Here is a 17,233-nt window from a genome sequence, read left to right as displayed (position 1 = left end):
AACTGATTTTTATTTATATACACTTAATCCAGTTGTTCTAATCATGCGCTCTGAATTAAACAAAAATGCTCAAAAATGAAATGCTTACTTACTTCATCTCATCTTTGAGCACACTCGATTTAATATTTATATGGATCTTGTTCTATTTGTTTTTGTTGTGATGTTTCGTATGATGTGAATGATTCCTCGTTTGAAGCATCATCTTTTAGATCATCGTTAGGGAAGCCCTTATCATGACCGGTCTCAATATATTTAGGCGAAGGTCCATATTTATTGACTTGTTCCTTACTATCAAGCAAAGCAATAATTAAACACACAATATTTAAAATGATTGTGAGGCTAAGTACAGTATAACCTAACCAATCTGGAATAAAATCAAAATTTAAGTTTCCAGTCACTTTTGTATCTACCCCATTGATGTTTCCTTCAGAAATATCTTCATCAGGGCTTAGGCCACTGATAACATTATAAATGATACTAACGATAAAACTAATCATTGGAATCCACATTGAAAAGCCCACATCATGAAATCTTCTGACCTGTAGCGCTAAATTAGGAATAATGGTTGCTAACGCATAGAGGAGTATAACAATGATTAGAATCACACCCAAAATAGGGCCTACTCCAGGGATAAAGAAACATAAGAATGCAAGGAAAAATGTGACAACATAAATCAAAAAATTCCAAAGCGCTACCCACCAGTATTCACTTCGACGACTTCGCCCTTTGAAGTTAAAGTAATTTAACCAAAAATATTTGTAGGCCTCTACAAAGCCAACTTTCGGCGTTACGTACATGATTGATCCTCCTTGTATTTTCTCTTTTCTTCAGTGTACCATACTCTTTAATGAATGTAACAGGTCCCTTTTTCACCATGCATCTCTTTAATATAAACTTCCCTTCGATGTGGCTATGAGTTGGTTTTGACACGCAAGTTCGCTACAATATGAATCATCATCATATATGGAGGCACGTATTATGGATTTTATTCATCGTCCAACGATTCAAACTGCTCAAGACTTATTAGGCGTTCAATTGATTTATGAATCTGAACACCATACGCTTACAGGATATATTGTTGAAACTGAAGCTTATCTCGGCCATCAAGATCAAGCTGCACATGGCTTTCAAGGGAAGCGCACACCGAAAGTCGAATCTCTCTATCAAGAAGGTGGCACGATTTATGCTCATACGATGCACCGACAATTATTAATTAATTTTGTGACCCAAACAGCTGGTGTTCCTGAAGGCGTCCTTATCCGTGCCATTCAACCAGAACAAGGCATCGATATTATGGAATACAATCGCGGCAAAAAAGGCTTTGAATTAACGAACGGCCCGGGAAAATTAACACAAGCATTACAAATTCCTCGTGCAATAGATGGCTCCAAATTAAATACAGGCCGATTAAAAATTGATACAAAACATCGTAAATATCCAAGAGCGATTGTAGCAGGCCCTCGAATTGGCATCCCGAATAAAGGTCAGTGGACGGATGAACCGTTACGTTTTACGGTTAAAGGGAACCCTTATGTGTCCCATATGCGCGCGAAAGATAGGTTACCCGCACATGAAACGTGGAAATCTTCGTAATAAAAAGCAATGTATCTCGAACATAAAAGACTGTTCGAAATACATTGCTTTTTCTTTATATTGTTTCTTTTTTACGAAACATGCCGACATGAATCGAAATAATGGTACAAATAACTAAAATAATTGGATAGAATGAATATTTCAATACTTCCAAATATGTGACATGACCAAATTGTTCGGCCATTAACATACCACTATCGTGCGGTAACACCATCAATGCACTAGCTGCAAAGATATCTAATAAGCTTGCCATTCGTTTTGGCGCAATTTTATACATTTGTCCAATTTCTTTAGCAATCGGTGCTGATATAATAATTGCGACCACATTATGCACTAATGCAGCGGATAAAAAACCTGATAGAAAGCTCATCGCATATTCAGCACTTTTCGGTCCCTTTGCACGTTTTTTCATCGTTTCAATAATCCAATCGATGCCCCCGTAATATCGAATCAACGCAACAAGTCCTGAAATTAAAAACGCAATAAGGAAAATCATAAAGGTCCCTTCCATACCTTCCCCTATTTTAGTAGTCCATTCAAAAATGCCAATATTTCCTCTTGCTACACCAATCACGCCTGTGAGTAAAATACCCGAAATAAGGACGAGCATGACGTTCATTCCTAAAATAGCAGCAGCCAACACAAATAAATAAGGGAGTAAATCAATAAAGTTATAACTCAAATCTTTATCAATGTGTCCTGTACCACCAACAATGGCATAAATAATAAATGTAATGACCGCAGCTGGAAGTGCGATTAAAAAATTCGCTCTAAACTTGTCTTTCATTTTAGCACCGACACCTGTTGTTGCAGCAATTGTTGTATCTGAAATAATAGACAAGTTATCCCCGAAATAAGCTCCTGCAATGACAGCAGCTGCAGCGGCTGCAACATTTAAGTCAGCAGACTGTGCTACAGCAACACCAATTGGAATAAATGCCGCTTGTGTTCCTGTTGATGTCCCTAATGATGTGGCTACAAAAGCACTCATCACAAAGATACCAGGTATGAGTAAACTTGGTGGTATGACTGAAAGCCCCATATTTACCATTGCTTCTTGTCCACCCATCGCAGAAGCAGCGCTCGCGAATCCTCCTGCTAATAATAAAATTAATCCAAGTTCAGCAATACCTGAAGAACCCGCGTTTTCAGTAAAGATCTTAATCTTTTTTGCAACTGATGTTTTTCGATCATAACAAACCCAAGCAATGACTATGGCTATAAATATCGCAACATGCCGTGGCAATCGACTGAATGGGTCTTTAGCGCCTATCGCTGTGAAATATAAACCTACCCCAATATATAAGACGAGAAAAATGATAAGGGGTAATAATGCGAGTGCACCATACTGTTTTTGACTTCTTAATTCTTGTGACATCTCTTTCTCCTTATACCTTAGTTTCACGATAAGGATTATACACCATTATTTGACTTTGACAAGTCACTTGCTTCATTGCTTCTGCATATTCATTTTAAGATCATTTGCTCACTATGTACATTCACGGCAAATGATGATTTTCGTAGTCGTTTTCTCAATCATCAGTTGAAAAAGTAACGTAACCCGTCTTATTTTTAATAACGACCTGATACTGTCCTTCACCAACTTGTTTATGTTTTAAGTCTTCAATATCTTCTAAATCGACATTCCCATAGCGATTTTGTATATCAAATCTTGTATTATGAGGCTTTGTTTTATAAGTGACTTCGACGCCGCCTTTTTCATTTTCAATCGTTATCGGAATATCTATCGGTACATCATTTAAATCTGTATGACCTAAACGGTTATGAATCAATATTTCTTTATAATCTGTTGTTTCGCTTTCTATATAACCAGAACCTATTTGTGCATTCAACGTTCCGATTTGACTATGATTGATTATGATAGAGCCAGAATCTGTATCAACACTCAACTTATTGATATTTAATTGTTCAATATTCATGACACTTTTTCCTAACTTTAATGAAAGCTCATCTAATTTCGATTTTGGAATCGTGATTAGCACTTTATGTCGTTTTACATTTTTAAAAGGATTGACATTAATACGAGGTTGTACTACATCATTTCCTTTAACGTTAATATTTAATTGCTGTTGATGTTGCTTAGTTTGAATCGCATTTTTCTTGTCAGTAAATACACCTTCAATTTTGAGTTGATCCCCAGTTGTAAATTCCACATCTTTACCTTTAGCTTCGATATGTAGTGACTTTATTTGAGATGTATCAAACTTCTTCTCTATTTCATTATAGTGCACTTTAGACTGTTGATTAAAAAAGGAGTAATAGATTGTACCTACAATGCCAACGATAAAGAGGAGCAAGCCAATTAAAAATAAAATCTTTAGTGTCTTTTTCATGATTGATTACCTCTCTTGATCAGTTGAATGTTCCATTTTAAATATTTAATGATCATCAAATAACTCCATTTCACAATAACAATGGTTAAAACGGCGAGCATGATACCTAAGCCAAGCCATCCTATCGCTGCAAACCAATCTGATATTAAAACAGGGTCTGTTGTAAACCTTTGTTGATAGAACACTAAAAAAGGTGCTGCCAAGCCAATGAGTCCTACGAATGCGAGACTGATAAGCAAACCAATGTATATCAATAACGGACCTGTAATCAAAATAAAATTAATAATGCTCAGCCCTAAAACAGTTATAATTGCTTGTCCCGTATTTGATAAGCCCTTATGCTTTTCTGCTTCACCTACTGCACTTTCAGCATTAATTGCTTTCGCCATATCTTTAGGATGACCTAGCATCTTGACGATTTGTTGTTCAGTTTTGCCATCATTTAAACCTTCAATAAAATGATTTTCGTATTCAGAGACAATATCTTGTTTCTCGGTTTCAGACATATTTTTTAAATGCTCATAAAGTATGGCTAAATATTCATTCTTTGTCATGCTTGCTCACTCTCTTCTATAAATAGTTGTACGATATCTACAAACGCACGCCATTCCGATTTTAATTGATTCAAGCGCACCAAACCTAACTCTGTTAATTCATAATATTTTCTTGCTGGTCCTTCTGTTGAAGGTTGATAATATGTCGAAAGGTAACCTTCTTTTACTAAACGCCTTAATAAGGGATAAACGGTACCTTCCGCAATCATCATCCGCTTAGAAATGTTTTGTACAAGGGAGTATCCATATTGCGCCTCTCCTTTAATAATCAAAAGTACAATCATTTCTAATGCACCTTTTTTAAATTGTATATTCATCGCAAAACCTCCAACTATACATCAATCAGTACTGTTTAATGTATAATACTAAAATAAACTTACCATAAGCTATTAAACATTACAAGGTACTGATTAAAAAATAAAACACACCCCTTCAATAGTGAACGGCTGTATTTTATGTTTTGATGCTTATATTCATTTTTAATGCGTTAGGATAACTGGTTCATGTTTTCCATTGACCTCAATACGATGTGCAATGGTTTCGTGTTCAGTTTCTATATATAAAATAAAAGGAGGAGGCCCTTCTTGACTAAACGGAATATGAATTGATGTCACCCTGTCTATATCAATATCACCTTCCAATATGATACGCGCTTCGGCATCAACAAGCATAAAAGAAGGAATCGGAGCACCATCAATATCTAAAATCTGTAATCGTAGCGTCAAACCATGCTGATTGATCCTTTTGATGTCTATTTCAAAATTCTGAATACGATCATTAGCCCGTTCTAAAATATAAAGACTTTGGCATAAGTCCATTTGCAAATCTATCTCAGCTGAATCGTTTGCAACCTCCATTGACTGAAAATCAGTTATTATCTCTATCTTATTATTTCGTCCATTAATCATAGGTGTCACATCAAATTCGATTATAGTTTGCGTTGTATCGACAATCTCCAAACTCATGTCATTCACTTTAATGAGAAAAGGTTGATTGATGCCTTCTATGTTTAGATGATAATCTTTACTGTCATCGAAGTCTTTGATATCAAAATATTGTTGGTAACTTAATTGATTCATGCGCCCAGGTTGTTCTAAATTTAATTCGACAGCGCCTGAATCATGCTGTTCCGACTTCTCCCATACGTCAGAAACTTCATCGTCAGTCTCGAAACGTCTCACTGTTGACTCCCATTCACCAGCTAAAACGGTTATTGTATGATTTATATAATCCATAGAATACGAATTAAAAACATGTCGATTAATATAAGGTATATAACGTATTCTATGTGCAAGGGGCTGAGGCTTCACCTGTCGCATTGGTATATTCCTTAATTTTTCCATTTTCCATACACCTCTAAATAGAATATTATTTCTTATTATACAATTAATTTAACACTATAAAAGATATGAGAATATATACCAATCATCACAAATTATGGTAAAATGTTTCCATATCTTTAAGCAGAAGGTGTTGGCATGCAAATATTATGGAAAATGTTTAAAAAAGACCAATTCGAGGCACACGTTGATGAGTGTGGCATCGAAGTTGGGACGCCTCAAGGCGGTTACCAATATACCGTGTCAAAACCGGCTGTATTACATATCGTCATGGCAGGGACTGGCAGACTCATTTATCAAAATCAAACTTATATTTTAAAACCGGGTGATTTATTTCTGCTTCAACAAGGGATGGAAGTTCATTATGAATCAGAACTAAATGAACCGTGGACTTATTATTGGGTCGGCTTTAGTGGCAAAATTGCATTAGACTATTTGAATCGAACAACTTTGAAAGACCGTCTCGTAATTCAAAATGAAAACACGGGTGCGATTGAACATATCATTTATCGCATGTGTCATCGCTCTGTTCACTATTCGACTGAAGCATCAGACGATATCCAGCATATGCGTGACTTGTATGAATTGCTCTATCAGTTACATTTGCATTTCCCAAAACCGTTTGCTATTGTTCAGACTGAGATTTATTCAAATGTGCGTGAAGCGATACGCTATATCAACGACAACTATATGAAGGCCATCACGATTATCGATGTCGCAAAGCATGTCAATGTGAGCCGAAGTTACTTGTATAAAATGTTCAAAAAACATATCGATCAATCCCCACAAAATTACTTAATCCATGTTCGGATGTATCAAGCTTCAAAACTTTTTAAAGAAACCAACCTGCAAATCCAAGAAATTGCATATCGTGTTGGATATAAAGACCCTCTCCTTTTTTCTAAAACTTTCAAAAAGCAGTTTGGCATGAGCGCAACAGCATATAGAAAATCACAACAACCTTCTGATTAATTTGAAATATTTAATAGTAGTATATTGTGAGAGATTACATCCAATTTTATAATTATATAGATTTTTGTCCTTAAAAAAAGTATAATTATTTAGTATGGGGTTGAAAGCCCTTTCTATTTCATTAACTTAAAGGGGGAACGTAACAGTGATAGAGCTGAACAGTATTACAACGTTGTTTGTTGCGTGTCTATTGCTTATTATTGGTCAAGCAATCGTCAATAAAGTTGAACTTTTTAATCGATTAAGTATCCCTTCACCCGTGATTGGTGGACTGATTTTTGCGATTATATCTGCGATTCTTTCTTCAACAGGTGTGCTTCATATTAAATTAGACGGTGACTTTTTCAGAGACTTTTTTATGCTTGCCTTTTTTACAACAATTGGTTTAGGCGCTTCATTCAAGTTATTAAAACTGGGTGGAAAAGTATTAATCGTCTATTGGATTTTATGTGGTGTGCTTGCCACATTCCAAAATATCATTGGGGTTTCAATGGCAAAAGTTTTACATATTGATCCTTTACTCGGTTTAACTGCCGGTGCTATGTCAATGGAAGGTGGGCATGGGAATGCCACTGCATATGGTCAAACAATTCAAAGTTATGGTATTGACTCAGCTGTAACGGCAGCATTGGCGGCAGCAACACTGGGTCTTGTTGCTGGTGGCTTAATGGGTGGCCCCGTTGTCCGTTATCTTATTAAAAAACACAATTTAGCACCTGCGCATAGAGAAGAAACACAAAAAGATTATTCAGAAATCGACATTAATCGTCGCTTACATAAAAACTTTTCTATTAACGAAGTCTTTTTCATTCAAATGACAGTCATCCTATTTTGTATGGGATTAGGAACATTTTTAGGCAAAGCATTTAGTGAATGGTCAGGCTTGAATATTCCATTATATGTTGCGTCTATGTTTATCGCTGTCATCATTCGTAACATTTCAGAGTATACGAACTTAAACTTAATTGATTTAAAACTGACAAATCAAATCGGCGATATTTCATTGAGTGTGTTTTTATCCATCGCGTTAATGAGCATTAAGCTCACGGATGTTTATCATCTTGCACTACCGCTTATCGTTATTGTCATTTGTCAGGTTATTTTCGTAGCGCTCTTTTCCATCTTTGTTGTCTTCCGTTGTCTCGGCAAAGACTATGATGCTGCCGTCATGATTGGTGGTTTTATCGGACACGGCTTAGGTGCAACACCTAATGCGATGGCCAATTTAGATGCGATTACGAAAAAATTTGGGAATTCTCCACGTGCCTATCTCGTTGTACCTATCGTAGGCGCATTCCTCGTAGATTTACTCGGTGTACCAATTATTACAACATTTATTAATATTTTTAAACCTTAGTGGATATTATGTAAGGGATTGGATTTATGATATTGAAGTAAAAAATGAGCTATTTTTACTTCTTATGCTAACATTTTAAAACGGATGCTAAAAAAGGTTCATTACGATGTAGTGAACCTTTAATCTTTATATATAAGTTCCCTCGTTAATTGAGTTTTTGTCCTTATTAATTCAAGGATACGAGCGTGTTTTATTTTTAAAATAAAATTTTAATTATAAAAGAGAAGCGCTAGGACGATTTTGTTAAAAATCATCTTAGCGCTTTTTATTTTGGGATTTTGATGTCCCAGTTCATTTTTTATGCTTCTTGTCGTCGAATTTCCCAGTAATATGGATTTTCTAATTGTGACCAATCTGCATCGATTTCATCACTATTTAATAGACAAGCGTCTAATTCTGCTGTAATTTTTTCTTCATCTAAATCTACACCAATAATAACAAGTTGCGTATGACGGTCTCCATATTCCGGATCCCAATCTGCGCGCACATCTTCTCTTTCTTGTAATATAGCAGCTTTTTCAGCTTTTGGCATTGTTGCGACCCAAAATGTGACAGGATGAATATCTACAGCCGTACCAGCTTGAGAAACAAGACATGCAACTTGGTTGTATTGTGCTAACCATGCAATCCCTTTTGCACGTACAATTGACTCTGACATATTTTCCAACCACGTATTAAAACGTGCTGCATGGAATGGTAAACGACGTTTGTAAACAAATGATGAGATACCGTATTCTTCTGTTTCCGGCGTATGTGTTGCATGACCACCTGCTTCAAGTTCTTGTAACCAGCCTGCTGATTGACTCGCAGTATCAAAATCAAAACGTCCAGTTTCTAATACATCGTCTAAATCAACTACTGAATTTACTGTACGGATAATTTTTGCGGATGGTTGTAACTTACGTAACATCGCTTCTAATCGATTTGCTTCTTCTTCGCTAACTAAGTCGACTTTGTTTAATACGAGTACATCACAAAATTCGATTTGATCAATCAACAAATCTGCGATAGTTCGTTCATCTTCTTCACCAACTGCTTGATCACGATCTAATAACATATCGCCTGATTGGTAATCTTTAATAAAGCGGTTAGCGTCTACAACTGTAACCATCGTATCAAGATTACAAATTTCTGTTAAGTCGATACCAAGTTCTTCATCAACATATGAGAATGTTTGTGCAACAGGTACAGGTTCAGAAATGCCTGTTGACTCGATCACGATTTGATCAATACCACCACGTTGAACAATACGTTCGACTTCTTTCAATAAATCTTCTCTTAACGTACAACAGATACACCCGTTTGATAACTCTACTAATTTTTCATCAGTACGAGACAATCCGCCCCCATCGGCAACAAGATCTTTATCTATATTGACTTCACTCATATCATTAACAATAACAGCTATTCTTTTACCCTCTCTGTTATTAAGAATATGGTTGAGTAACGTTGTTTTTCCTGAGCCTAAATAGCCACTTAAAACGGTAACAGGTATTTTACCCATTATAAACCCTCCTCTATTCTACTACAAATCGTAACAATTACGTTTTACAGTATATAACATATTCTTACAATAACGCAATGATAAATTCTTTTGCCCGTTTAAGATTCATCAATCCAACGTTTTAAAAGTCCTCTAAATTAAAAGCACACCCTCCAAGTTTCCATTTTTTAAATGTTCACTTTAGAGGGTGAGTATCTTATTTTTCGTTACATTGATCTCTATGCTGAAAACCTATCTCTTCATTTCATGAGGCAACCTTTATTTAAAGTTGTCGTTGTTGTATCCAGCTTTTCAAATAAGGATCAAATACAATCGCTGACTGTCTCAACTCTTGAATCGTTCGCGCATTAAGCAAGGTCATAATATGCGCCATTTGTGTTTTAAAATTCTCTATATATTGAACTGTCTCTTCGACACCTGCTTCATGGACGCGTTTTAGAATAGGACGAGACATTCCCACCGCTTCAGCGCCTAAACGCAAGGCCTTCACTGCATCGAGTGGATGACGGATCCCTCCACTCGCTAAAAGATGCACACGGTTACTTAAATTACGCGCCTCTAATAATGAAACGACTGTAGATTGTCCCCAATCACTTAAATATTCCATATCTTTAAGGACACGACGCTCATTTTCAATAGAGATAAAGTTTGTACCGCCACGCCCACTGACATCGACATATTTAACACCATGGTCAATCAAATCTTGTATCGTATCATAACTCATTCCAAAACCGACTTCTTTAACAATAACCGGTATTTGAATGGCCTCTACAATTTTTTTAATCTGTGTCATCCAATGTTTAAATTCACGTTGTCCCTCTGGCATGACGAGCTCTTGTGGTGCATTTACATGGATTTGTAGCGCATTCGCATCTACAATTGAGATAGCCTCTTTTGCTTGAGCAACCGAAGCCTCTGCACTAATATTTGCCCAAATCTGTCCTTCTGGATGGTTTTGACGTACAACTTCATATGAATGACGCACATCTGGATTTTTAAAAGCCGCATGCATACTTCCAACTGCAATCGGCAAATGTGTGGCTGCCGCAACTTGTGCCAGCTTGGTATTCATGTCAGCTGTCCATTCAGAGCCTCCCGTCATCGCATTCACATAAAGTACGTGTGCCATTTCTAATGCTTGGCATCTTGATTTTAACGAAACATCTGCGACATCAATTGTAGGTATCGCATGATGGACAAATTGGAATCGATCAAAATCAGATTGCTGTGCTTCACTTTGTGCAAGCGCTAATAGAACATGTTCATTTTTTCGTTGTTCTCTTTTTTCAGTCATTGAGTAGCGTCCCCTTATCATCTTTTCTTGTTTTGACTATATCATAACCTATCGCATGATGAACACCTTTCAACCTTTAAATACAAATTTCTACTGTTATCTTTACCATCATTTAACATCACAAAACTTTAAAATCTACGTTATAATATGACAAAAATGAAAAACGAGGTATGAATATGATTAACTTTCCATTTTATGATGAAAATAGTGTCCAAGAAGATTGGATTGATCGCAATCAACATATGAACGACTCAGAATATGCACGCGTCTTTAGTTTAGCGATCGATCACTTTCACGATCAAATCGGTTTGTCCAATCCTGAAAGAGATGCAAGAAATTATACTGTTTTCACCCTTGAAACGCACATCAATTTTCTCAAAGAACTGACATTGCATACGCCTATTGCCATTAAAGTCAATATTTACGATTTTGATGAAAAGCGAACACATTACTTCCTAGAATTAATCAATCGCAACACGAATGAAGTTGTCGCAACTGCAGAAACGATGATGATGGGCATTGATAAGTCGACACGCCGCGCAGCCCCTTATCCTGAAGATATATTTGCACAAATCCAACATTATGTCCATTCACAAAACAGAACGGATTGGCCAGAGCAATTGGGGCACCGCATAGAAATACCTAAAAAAAGAAAAACTAATAACGAAGAGCTTTAATTTGCACTGCACTTTCTATAGAAACATAAAAAGACTGCGTGCCTCAATCTTAAATTAAGCGTCCGCAGTCTTTTAACATGTCATGTCTTCTTTACATATGAAATTCCTGATTATTTAACGAATTATTTAAGCGTCAGTCGCACCACGGCGAATCATATCTGCTTTAGTGACAATAGGATATTTTTTGAATACGATTGAGCCGATATAGCCCCATATTAAGCCAATAATTCCCATAATCACACCATAAATAACTACAGTCCCCCAATGATTAAAACCAAACATTACGATAAAACCTGCAATTGGCGTTGCAGTTCCGGTCGCATCATTCACAAGTCCAGAAAGGGCAATGACTAAGCCGGCGGTTGCGCCTCCGAAAAAGTTCGTAATATAAATAGGAATGGGATTTGCCGAGACAATGTCTGCTTGTGATAATGGTTCAATACTTACAGATATTGTGGATTTGCGATCACCTAATTTGAGACGATGGAATAAAGTTCCGTTCATGAATGCTGAACTGAACGCTGCCATCGCACCAATAGCCATTGGGACACCTGTAAGACCAAGCAAAGCCGTCAGTGCCATAGAGCTTAATGGTGCCGTACCCACTACCGTAATGATACCACCTAAGATAATTCCCATAATGATTGGACTTGTATCAGTTGAGCTTTGGATGATATCGCCAATTTTAATTAATGTATTTTTAACGACTGGTGTGAACAATAATGCCACAGCTCGTGATAATGGCGCTACAATTAACACGGCCACAATCAAATCGACACCATCCGGCACATATTTTTCGGTATATTTCATTAAGTAACCAATTAAATAACCTGCGAAGAAACCAGGTAATAAATCTAATCCACCACAAGCAGCTGCAATGACTAAAGCGTAAACGGGTGAAACACCAATCGCTAATGCTGTTAAACCTGCCGCTGCTACACCGCCTAAATTTCCAGCTGCAGCGCCGACTTGTTCAAGAAAAGCATTATGAAATACACGTCCCCCAACGTATTTGTTAAATGCTTCGACCAAAAACGTCGCGATAGCTGCATTCGCTAGTGCACCCATGGCACGCATGCCGTTTGGCGCTTTATATGTAAATAACGTGAAAATGACAAGTACTAAAATTAAAAAAGCAGTACCGATTAATAAATCCATAATGTCCCCCTCTTGTTATTCGAAAAGGCCCCTTAAATTTACATATTTATCAATTTCTGAATAACTTTATAATATTGATATTTTTGCATATAGTTAATTCTACTAAAAATTTTACTTAATTGCACGGCGCTTTACTTCATTTAAGAATTTGTTTGTCTCAGACGTTCATTTGATTCTATATTTAATCCAAAAAAAGCTTTATAAAAACAAAATTATTGTGTGAATACGATAATCCACTTCAAGTTTGTCTTTATAACACGAACACACACTCACCATTCATCTTGATATATCTATTATTTTTTCAAAACGTTTTGACTTATTGCATTGTCTTTCATACCTAGAAAATAAACTACATCGATATAGAAAAACAGAATGGTCGCTTGTAAAAAGCACATTTGCATATGCTTTTCATCAGAGACCATTCTGCTTATTTATCGCAGAAGTTGCACGCCATTGCATGTCTTACTTCATCTTTTTTATGGATGGATTGTTTTACGGATTTGTTTTAAAACTTTTCTAGATTCAACGATAGGATATAACGGAAAAGCCGTGACCATATCTTTATATTCATAAAAATGAATCGGCTGTTGCTCTGCCTCAAAATAATCAGCGAGCTTACGCATATCTGGATAAAAGATTTCACTTGTACCTCCAAACATATAAACGGGTGGTAAGCCACGCACTGAACCATACATCGGTGACACACGCGGATTTTTACGCTCTAAATCGTCGACCCAAACTTTAGCGACAGATTGTAAGCTAAACACATTTTGGATAGGGTCTTTCTTTTGAACTTGCTCTGTAATATCTGGATTAGAGAGCGAGAGATCGAGCCAAGGTGAAATTAAATACAACTGACGTGGCAATGGCAACTCATCTTGCTCCATTAATTTTTGAACAAAGCTTAATGCCATATTTCCACCAGAGGCATCCCCCATAATCACAATATTATCTGCATCTGTTTCTTTCAGTAAACGACGATACGCTTGTTCAATGGCTTGATGGGTTTCACGATACGTGTATTCCGGTGCCTTTGGGTAAATAGGCAAAACCACTTCATGTAACGTTTCATAAGCTAATTTATCCATAAATCGCCAATGAAAAACAGAGGGTTGTAACACAAAAGTGCCACCATAAATATATAAAATCTTATTTTTAATATGATGACCAAAGTTAAAGCGAAAAACTTGCATGTCATCAAACATATCCTTCACTAAGTTCGATTTGACATTGATTTGCTCAGGTTGTTTATGTTTTTCTTTATTGAGTTGGCGGCGTTTTTCTAAATAGGCATCGACCTCATCTTGTGTTTTAAATTTAATATGACGTTGATGCGATAAATATCTCCCCATTAAATTACTCATGACATTACGTTTCAATTCAATCCCTCACTTTTGTCTACATTGTCCTCTTGTTCTGTTTATTTCTATTTTAGATTTAGACTTCCATATTAGAACATTCGCATTCTTTTTCATTATAATACGTTTTATCAATTGATGCTCTTATAAATTTTAAATAATTGTGATTCTAAACGATCCAAATCAATAAAACGACCTTCTCGATGCATTTCTTTTCCTTCGTAAAATAGAATATCAACTGGAACTGTAAAAATGGATAAAGCCCCGGCAATTTCGGGCACATCATCCGCACTCAAATGTCCTAAAGCAACACCTTCATATCGTTCAACAAGTGATTCAACTCTTGGTAATATCGCATGACAAACTGAACAATTTTCTCTCGAAATATGAACAATTGCAATCTCATGCGTCTGTATAAACTGTTCGTAGGTCTCTAAACTTTTTAATTTTTCCATCATCTACCTCCTTGCTATCATACAAATGATAACATTGATATACAAACATTTTTCTATGGATGTGGATGCTTTTAACTTTCACTTGATAGGAAATTTATCTTGCATGGTCGGAGAAAATATCGTTTATTGTAGCATCTATCAAGAAAATTCTTTTAAAGCATCACCTAAAGACAAGAAAAAAGGATTACAATGAGCAGAACCTTTCAGATTTGTTGCTTACGACTATTAATATAGGTGTAGGTATAATATAATGCTTATATTATTGTCATTATAATTCGTTCAAAATCTCAAATCTTATTCTTGGAGGCGTCCTTTATGAAAGAGAAATCTCAATCACAGCCCCATTTCCAGCAACAGTTTGACTATCAAACAATTCATCGTGGTAAACGTTATGGCAAAAAACGTCGCTCATGGGTTAGTTTTATTCTTACTTTAATTGCAGCGGTATTTGTAACGATAGCTGCCTACAGCATGTATTCAGATACGCTGTTTAAAATGGGTTTCATTAATGAAAATGTCACTTTTGATAAGCTTAAAGTCATCACAACGCAATTGAGTAGTATTACACTTATTGATATTTCTGCAGTTGAACAAAAGCTCAGCGTTTTAATTAAAGTATTGAATGTTTTCTTTATTCTATCTCTCATTAACATCGTTTTAGCTTTATTAACACTCATTTTTAATCGTACGATTTTAAAAATACTTAATTTCATCATTGCAGTTTTCATTACATTGATTCCAATTGGTTTTCTTTACTACATTGATGAGGTCGCTGATGAATTTGCAAAACAACTTGCGCCTTATGTTGGTCAAGTCGACGCTTCTAATTTATTAACAGGTGCCAACGCGTTACATAATGCTATTATTTTCATGGGGATTGCGACATTCCTCTATTTCATTAGCTTATTCTTTAGAAATCGCCGTCCGAAAATCAAATAATAAATCGAAGCCACCTTCTGTATTCATTACTTTTTGATTGAAGGTGGCTTCGATTTTAATAGACTATACGACAATTTCGTTTCAATGATACATCTTATATCTGCTTACTTATAAGGCAATGGCCATGTTTCAAGGTTTTCTGCCATATCCCAAAACATATATTCAAAGTAGCTCGTATAAACAACAATATCTTCTAATGCTTGTAGCTTCGCTTCAGACATACCGTCCGTGACTTGGTTCATTATCCGTACAACATCGTCTTTAAATGTTGTAAATGCTTCTGAACTATACATCTCAATCCATTCTCCATAGAATGGATGATCAATGGCACCCTCAATTTGACTCAGTGCTTCCCCAATATATTGATAACTCCAAGTACACGTTAAAACAGCCGCAATCACGTTTTCAATATCTCCGCGTTGCGCAAGATTTAACATATAGCTCGTATACGCTAAAGTCGTACTCGCTGGCTTTGTTTCCTCTAACTCTTGTTCTGTAATGCCAAATCGTGCTGCATATTGTCTATGTAATGCCATTTCTGTATTTAATGTGCCTGCGACTAACTCACCAAATGTTGTCATCATCTCTAAATCTGATGCTTTAGTAACACCTATTGCAAAGAGTCGCGTATAATCGATTAAATAAATATAGTCTTGTTTTAACCAATGTTTAAACTTTTCTTGATCAAGTGAGCCGTCACCAATCCCCTTAACAAATGGATGGTCAAGATAACTTTGCCAAATTGGTTTTACCCGTTCAAACAATCGATCTGTAAATGTCATAACCGCATACCCCTCTCATCGTTTCTTTATTTAACATCACATAAATTACCGAAAACTTCAAGAACAGAGATAAAATTTGATTTCAATTTTTATTTACCATCAAATCTGTAAACTGGGTGAATGACGTTCTGTTAGTCTATTTCATATTTGTTATTCGTGCTTAAAACTAATTAATTTTTGATAGAGTTTATCCATATAATAAGCATCGAATGCAATATTACAATCAATACGCCATTGGTTCATAGATTGAATCGTAGACGTATACACATAACCGAAAACTTCTACTGGAAAATGTGGTTCAAAAGGCAGCTTCGTCTCATGTGATTTCAACTCACCTTCAAAGTACTTAGAAAATTGTTTTAAAATTAATCGATAAAATTTAGGATCTTCTTTTTGAGTTTGTAAAATTTTTATAATTTGTTGATCAAACGTTTTTTCCAGACTGCTAAAAGGATAATACAGTCTCTCTTCAAATTGTAAATTAAAGTAAGGTTTCATCACACCTCTACAAACATACCAAAGTAGCTCATATTTATCTTTAAAATGCTGATAAAAAGTCGTTCGATGCACATTTGCTTTGTGACAAATATGATTAATTGTAATTTTAGTGAGTAACTGCTCTTCTAATAACTCTAAAAATATTTGAGATAATCTTAAATTTGTCTTTTGTACACGAATATCTTTTTCATTCATAATCCCCACCTTCACCTTTCTTCATGCTTAAAGGTGTTACCCCTTAATATGGCGTCTCTTTATACACATTTTGTTTATTATAAACTAACTTTTAATTCATTTACAATGCAAAAATTCTTGGAACGACATAATTATTAAATGTATATTGTTTTACTACATCTTTTATATAAGTATCATATTTAAATAAATAAAAAGAGATGAAC

18 protein-coding genes and 1 pseudogene are annotated in these 17,233 nt (G+C 35.7%); 6 read left to right on the top strand and 13 right to left on the bottom strand.

Annotation, left to right across the window (positions count from 1 at the left end; all coding sequences use genetic code 11):
* Positions 1-119: 119 nt before the first annotated feature.
* Positions 120-797 carry a DUF805 domain-containing protein gene (locus CD118_RS07010; RefSeq protein ID WP_060829482.1) on the bottom strand — a complete coding sequence of 226 codons (678 nt, stop codon included), beginning with the start codon at positions 795-797 and terminating at the stop codon, positions 120-122.
* A 181-nt stretch (positions 798-978) separates the two neighbouring features.
* On the opposite strand from CD118_RS07010, the gene CD118_RS07005 reads away from it, so the two are divergent.
* Positions 979-1,593, top strand: coding sequence for a DNA-3-methyladenine glycosylase (locus CD118_RS07005; protein WP_050330112.1), 615 nt, complete (start codon positions 979-981; stop codon positions 1,591-1,593).
* Between the two features lie 55 nt (positions 1,594-1,648).
* Here the strand turns inward: CD118_RS07005 and CD118_RS07000 are convergent, their stop codons facing one another.
* The 5 genes from CD118_RS07000 to CD118_RS06980 form a co-directional block, all read right to left on the bottom strand.
* Positions 1,649-2,971, bottom strand: a complete 1,323-nt coding sequence (locus tag CD118_RS07000) for a Na+/H+ antiporter NhaC family protein (protein WP_060829481.1) — start codon at positions 2,969-2,971, stop codon at positions 1,649-1,651.
* Between the two features lie 154 nt (positions 2,972-3,125).
* Positions 3,126-3,947 carry a DUF4097 family beta strand repeat-containing protein gene (locus CD118_RS06995; protein WP_060829480.1) on the bottom strand — a complete coding sequence of 274 codons (822 nt, stop codon included), beginning with the start codon at positions 3,945-3,947 and terminating at the stop codon, positions 3,126-3,128.
* The gene (locus tag CD118_RS06990; protein ID WP_103356457.1) at positions 3,944-4,501 is read right to left on the bottom strand and encodes an HAAS signaling domain-containing protein; all 558 of its coding nucleotides are present in this window, start codon (positions 4,499-4,501) and stop codon (positions 3,944-3,946) included. Before CD118_RS06990 ends, CD118_RS06995 begins: the two co-directional genes overlap by 4 nt.
* On the bottom strand, positions 4,498-4,818 hold the full coding sequence (locus CD118_RS06985; protein ID WP_016426248.1) for a PadR family transcriptional regulator: 321 nt from the start codon (positions 4,816-4,818) through the stop codon (positions 4,498-4,500). Before CD118_RS06985 ends, CD118_RS06990 begins: the two co-directional genes overlap by 4 nt.
* 162 nt (positions 4,819-4,980) lie before the next feature.
* Positions 4,981-5,844, bottom strand: a complete 864-nt coding sequence (locus CD118_RS06980) for a hypothetical protein (RefSeq protein ID WP_060829478.1) — start codon at positions 5,842-5,844, stop codon at positions 4,981-4,983.
* Between the two features lie 135 nt (positions 5,845-5,979).
* Here CD118_RS06980 and CD118_RS06975 point away from each other — a divergent pair, with 135 nt between their 5' ends.
* Both CD118_RS06975 and gltS read left to right on the top strand, forming a co-directional pair.
* Complete coding sequence (locus CD118_RS06975; protein WP_050330102.1) at positions 5,980-6,813, top strand: helix-turn-helix transcriptional regulator; 834 nt, start codon at positions 5,980-5,982, stop codon at positions 6,811-6,813.
* Positions 6,814-6,958: 145 nt separating this feature from the next.
* Positions 6,959-8,170 carry a sodium/glutamate symporter gene (gene gltS / locus CD118_RS06970; protein WP_060829477.1) on the top strand — a complete coding sequence of 404 codons (1,212 nt, stop codon included), beginning with the start codon at positions 6,959-6,961 and terminating at the stop codon, positions 8,168-8,170.
* A gap of 298 nt (positions 8,171-8,468) precedes the next feature.
* Here gltS and CD118_RS06965 read toward each other — a convergent pair whose 3' ends face one another.
* Positions 8,469-9,674, bottom strand: a complete 1,206-nt coding sequence (locus CD118_RS06965; protein WP_016426241.1) for a GTP-binding protein — start codon at positions 9,672-9,674, stop codon at positions 8,469-8,471.
* A gap of 262 nt (positions 9,675-9,936) precedes the next feature.
* Positions 9,937-10,968 (bottom strand): type 2 isopentenyl-diphosphate Delta-isomerase, encoded by a 1,032-nt coding sequence (fni, locus tag CD118_RS06960; protein WP_050330096.1) that lies wholly within the window; start codon positions 10,966-10,968, stop codon positions 9,937-9,939.
* Positions 10,969-11,147: 179 nt separating this feature from the next.
* On the opposite strand from fni, the gene CD118_RS06955 reads away from it, so the two are divergent.
* Entirely contained in the window at positions 11,148-11,645 is a 498-nt protein-coding gene (locus CD118_RS06955; protein ID WP_425353202.1) for a thioesterase family protein, read from the top strand.
* A gap of 126 nt (positions 11,646-11,771) precedes the next feature.
* On the opposite strand, the gene CD118_RS06950 is transcribed toward CD118_RS06955, so the two are convergent.
* Positions 11,772-12,758: a PTS sugar transporter subunit IIC gene (locus tag CD118_RS06950; RefSeq protein WP_228480302.1), complete on the bottom strand. Its 987-nt coding sequence runs from the start codon at positions 12,756-12,758 to the stop codon at positions 11,772-11,774.
* Here CD118_RS06950 and CD118_RS12200 point away from each other — a divergent pair.
* Positions 12,721-12,804, top strand: a pseudogene (locus CD118_RS12200) (hypothetical protein); the annotation flags it as partial. The gene CD118_RS06950 and the pseudogene CD118_RS12200 overlap by 38 nt on opposite strands.
* A gap of 475 nt (positions 12,805-13,279) precedes the next feature.
* On the opposite strand, the gene CD118_RS06945 reads toward CD118_RS12200, so the two are convergent.
* Both CD118_RS06945 and CD118_RS06940 read right to left on the bottom strand, forming a co-directional pair.
* Positions 13,280-14,182 carry an alpha/beta hydrolase fold domain-containing protein gene (locus CD118_RS06945; protein WP_050330090.1) on the bottom strand — a complete coding sequence of 301 codons (903 nt, stop codon included), beginning with the start codon at positions 14,180-14,182 and terminating at the stop codon, positions 13,280-13,282.
* A gap of 110 nt (positions 14,183-14,292) precedes the next feature.
* Entirely contained in the window at positions 14,293-14,616 is a 324-nt protein-coding gene (locus CD118_RS06940) for a thioredoxin family protein (RefSeq protein ID WP_060829474.1), read from the bottom strand.
* A 315-nt stretch (positions 14,617-14,931) separates the two neighbouring features.
* Between CD118_RS06940 and CD118_RS06935 the strand changes: the two genes are divergently transcribed.
* Positions 14,932-15,555 carry a hypothetical protein gene (locus CD118_RS06935; protein ID WP_050330087.1) on the top strand — a complete coding sequence of 208 codons (624 nt, stop codon included), beginning with the start codon at positions 14,932-14,934 and terminating at the stop codon, positions 15,553-15,555.
* A 104-nt stretch (positions 15,556-15,659) separates the two neighbouring features.
* On the opposite strand, the gene tenA is transcribed toward CD118_RS06935, so the two are convergent.
* Positions 15,660-16,337, bottom strand: coding sequence for a thiaminase II (tenA, locus tag CD118_RS06930; RefSeq protein ID WP_060829473.1), 678 nt, complete (start codon positions 16,335-16,337; stop codon positions 15,660-15,662).
* Between the two features lie 150 nt (positions 16,338-16,487).
* Positions 16,488-17,030 carry a TetR/AcrR family transcriptional regulator gene (locus tag CD118_RS06925; RefSeq protein ID WP_050332085.1) on the bottom strand — a complete coding sequence of 181 codons (543 nt, stop codon included), beginning with the start codon at positions 17,028-17,030 and terminating at the stop codon, positions 16,488-16,490.
* Between the last annotated feature and the right edge of the window lie 203 nt (positions 17,031-17,233).

The sequence above is a fragment of the Staphylococcus coagulans genome, from assembly GCF_002901995.1.
In the GTDB taxonomy this organism is placed as follows: domain Bacteria; phylum Bacillota; class Bacilli; order Staphylococcales; family Staphylococcaceae; genus Staphylococcus; species Staphylococcus coagulans.
This window is presented reverse-complemented; position numbering and strand designations above follow the sequence as displayed.

Bases quoted from the DNA above. Each gene is read 5' to 3' on its own strand.
- CD118_RS07010 (WP_060829482.1), bottom strand. From the start codon at position 797: ATGTACGTAACGCCGAAAGTTGGCTTTGTAGAGGCCTACAAATATTTT.
- CD118_RS07005 (WP_050330112.1), top strand. From the start codon at position 979: ATGGATTTTATTCATCGTCCAACGATTCAAACTGCTCAAGACTTATTA.
- CD118_RS07000 (WP_060829481.1), bottom strand. From the start codon at position 2,971: ATGTCACAAGAATTAAGAAGTCAAAAACAGTATGGTGCACTCGCATTA.
- CD118_RS06995 (WP_060829480.1), bottom strand. From the start codon at position 3,947: ATGAAAAAGACACTAAAGATTTTATTTTTAATTGGCTTGCTCCTCTTT.
- CD118_RS06990 (WP_103356457.1), bottom strand. From the start codon at position 4,501: ATGACAAAGAATGAATATTTAGCCATACTTTATGAGCATTTAAAAAAT.
- CD118_RS06985 (WP_016426248.1), bottom strand. From the start codon at position 4,818: ATGAATATACAATTTAAAAAAGGTGCATTAGAAATGATTGTACTTTTG.
- CD118_RS06980 (WP_060829478.1), bottom strand. From the start codon at position 5,844: ATGGAAAAATTAAGGAATATACCAATGCGACAGGTGAAGCCTCAGCCC.
- CD118_RS06975 (WP_050330102.1), top strand. From the start codon at position 5,980: ATGCAAATATTATGGAAAATGTTTAAAAAAGACCAATTCGAGGCACAC.
- CD118_RS06965 (WP_016426241.1), bottom strand. From the start codon at position 9,674: ATGGGTAAAATACCTGTTACCGTTTTAAGTGGCTATTTAGGCTCAGGA.
- fni (WP_050330096.1), bottom strand. From the start codon at position 10,968: ATGACTGAAAAAAGAGAACAACGAAAAAATGAACATGTTCTATTAGCG.
- CD118_RS06940 (WP_060829474.1), bottom strand. From the start codon at position 14,616: ATGGAAAAATTAAAAAGTTTAGAGACCTACGAACAGTTTATACAGACG.
- CD118_RS06935 (WP_050330087.1), top strand. From the start codon at position 14,932: ATGAAAGAGAAATCTCAATCACAGCCCCATTTCCAGCAACAGTTTGAC.
- tenA (WP_060829473.1), bottom strand. From the start codon at position 16,337: ATGACATTTACAGATCGATTGTTTGAACGGGTAAAACCAATTTGGCAA.
- CD118_RS06925 (WP_050332085.1), bottom strand. From the start codon at position 17,030: ATGAATGAAAAAGATATTCGTGTACAAAAGACAAATTTAAGATTATCT.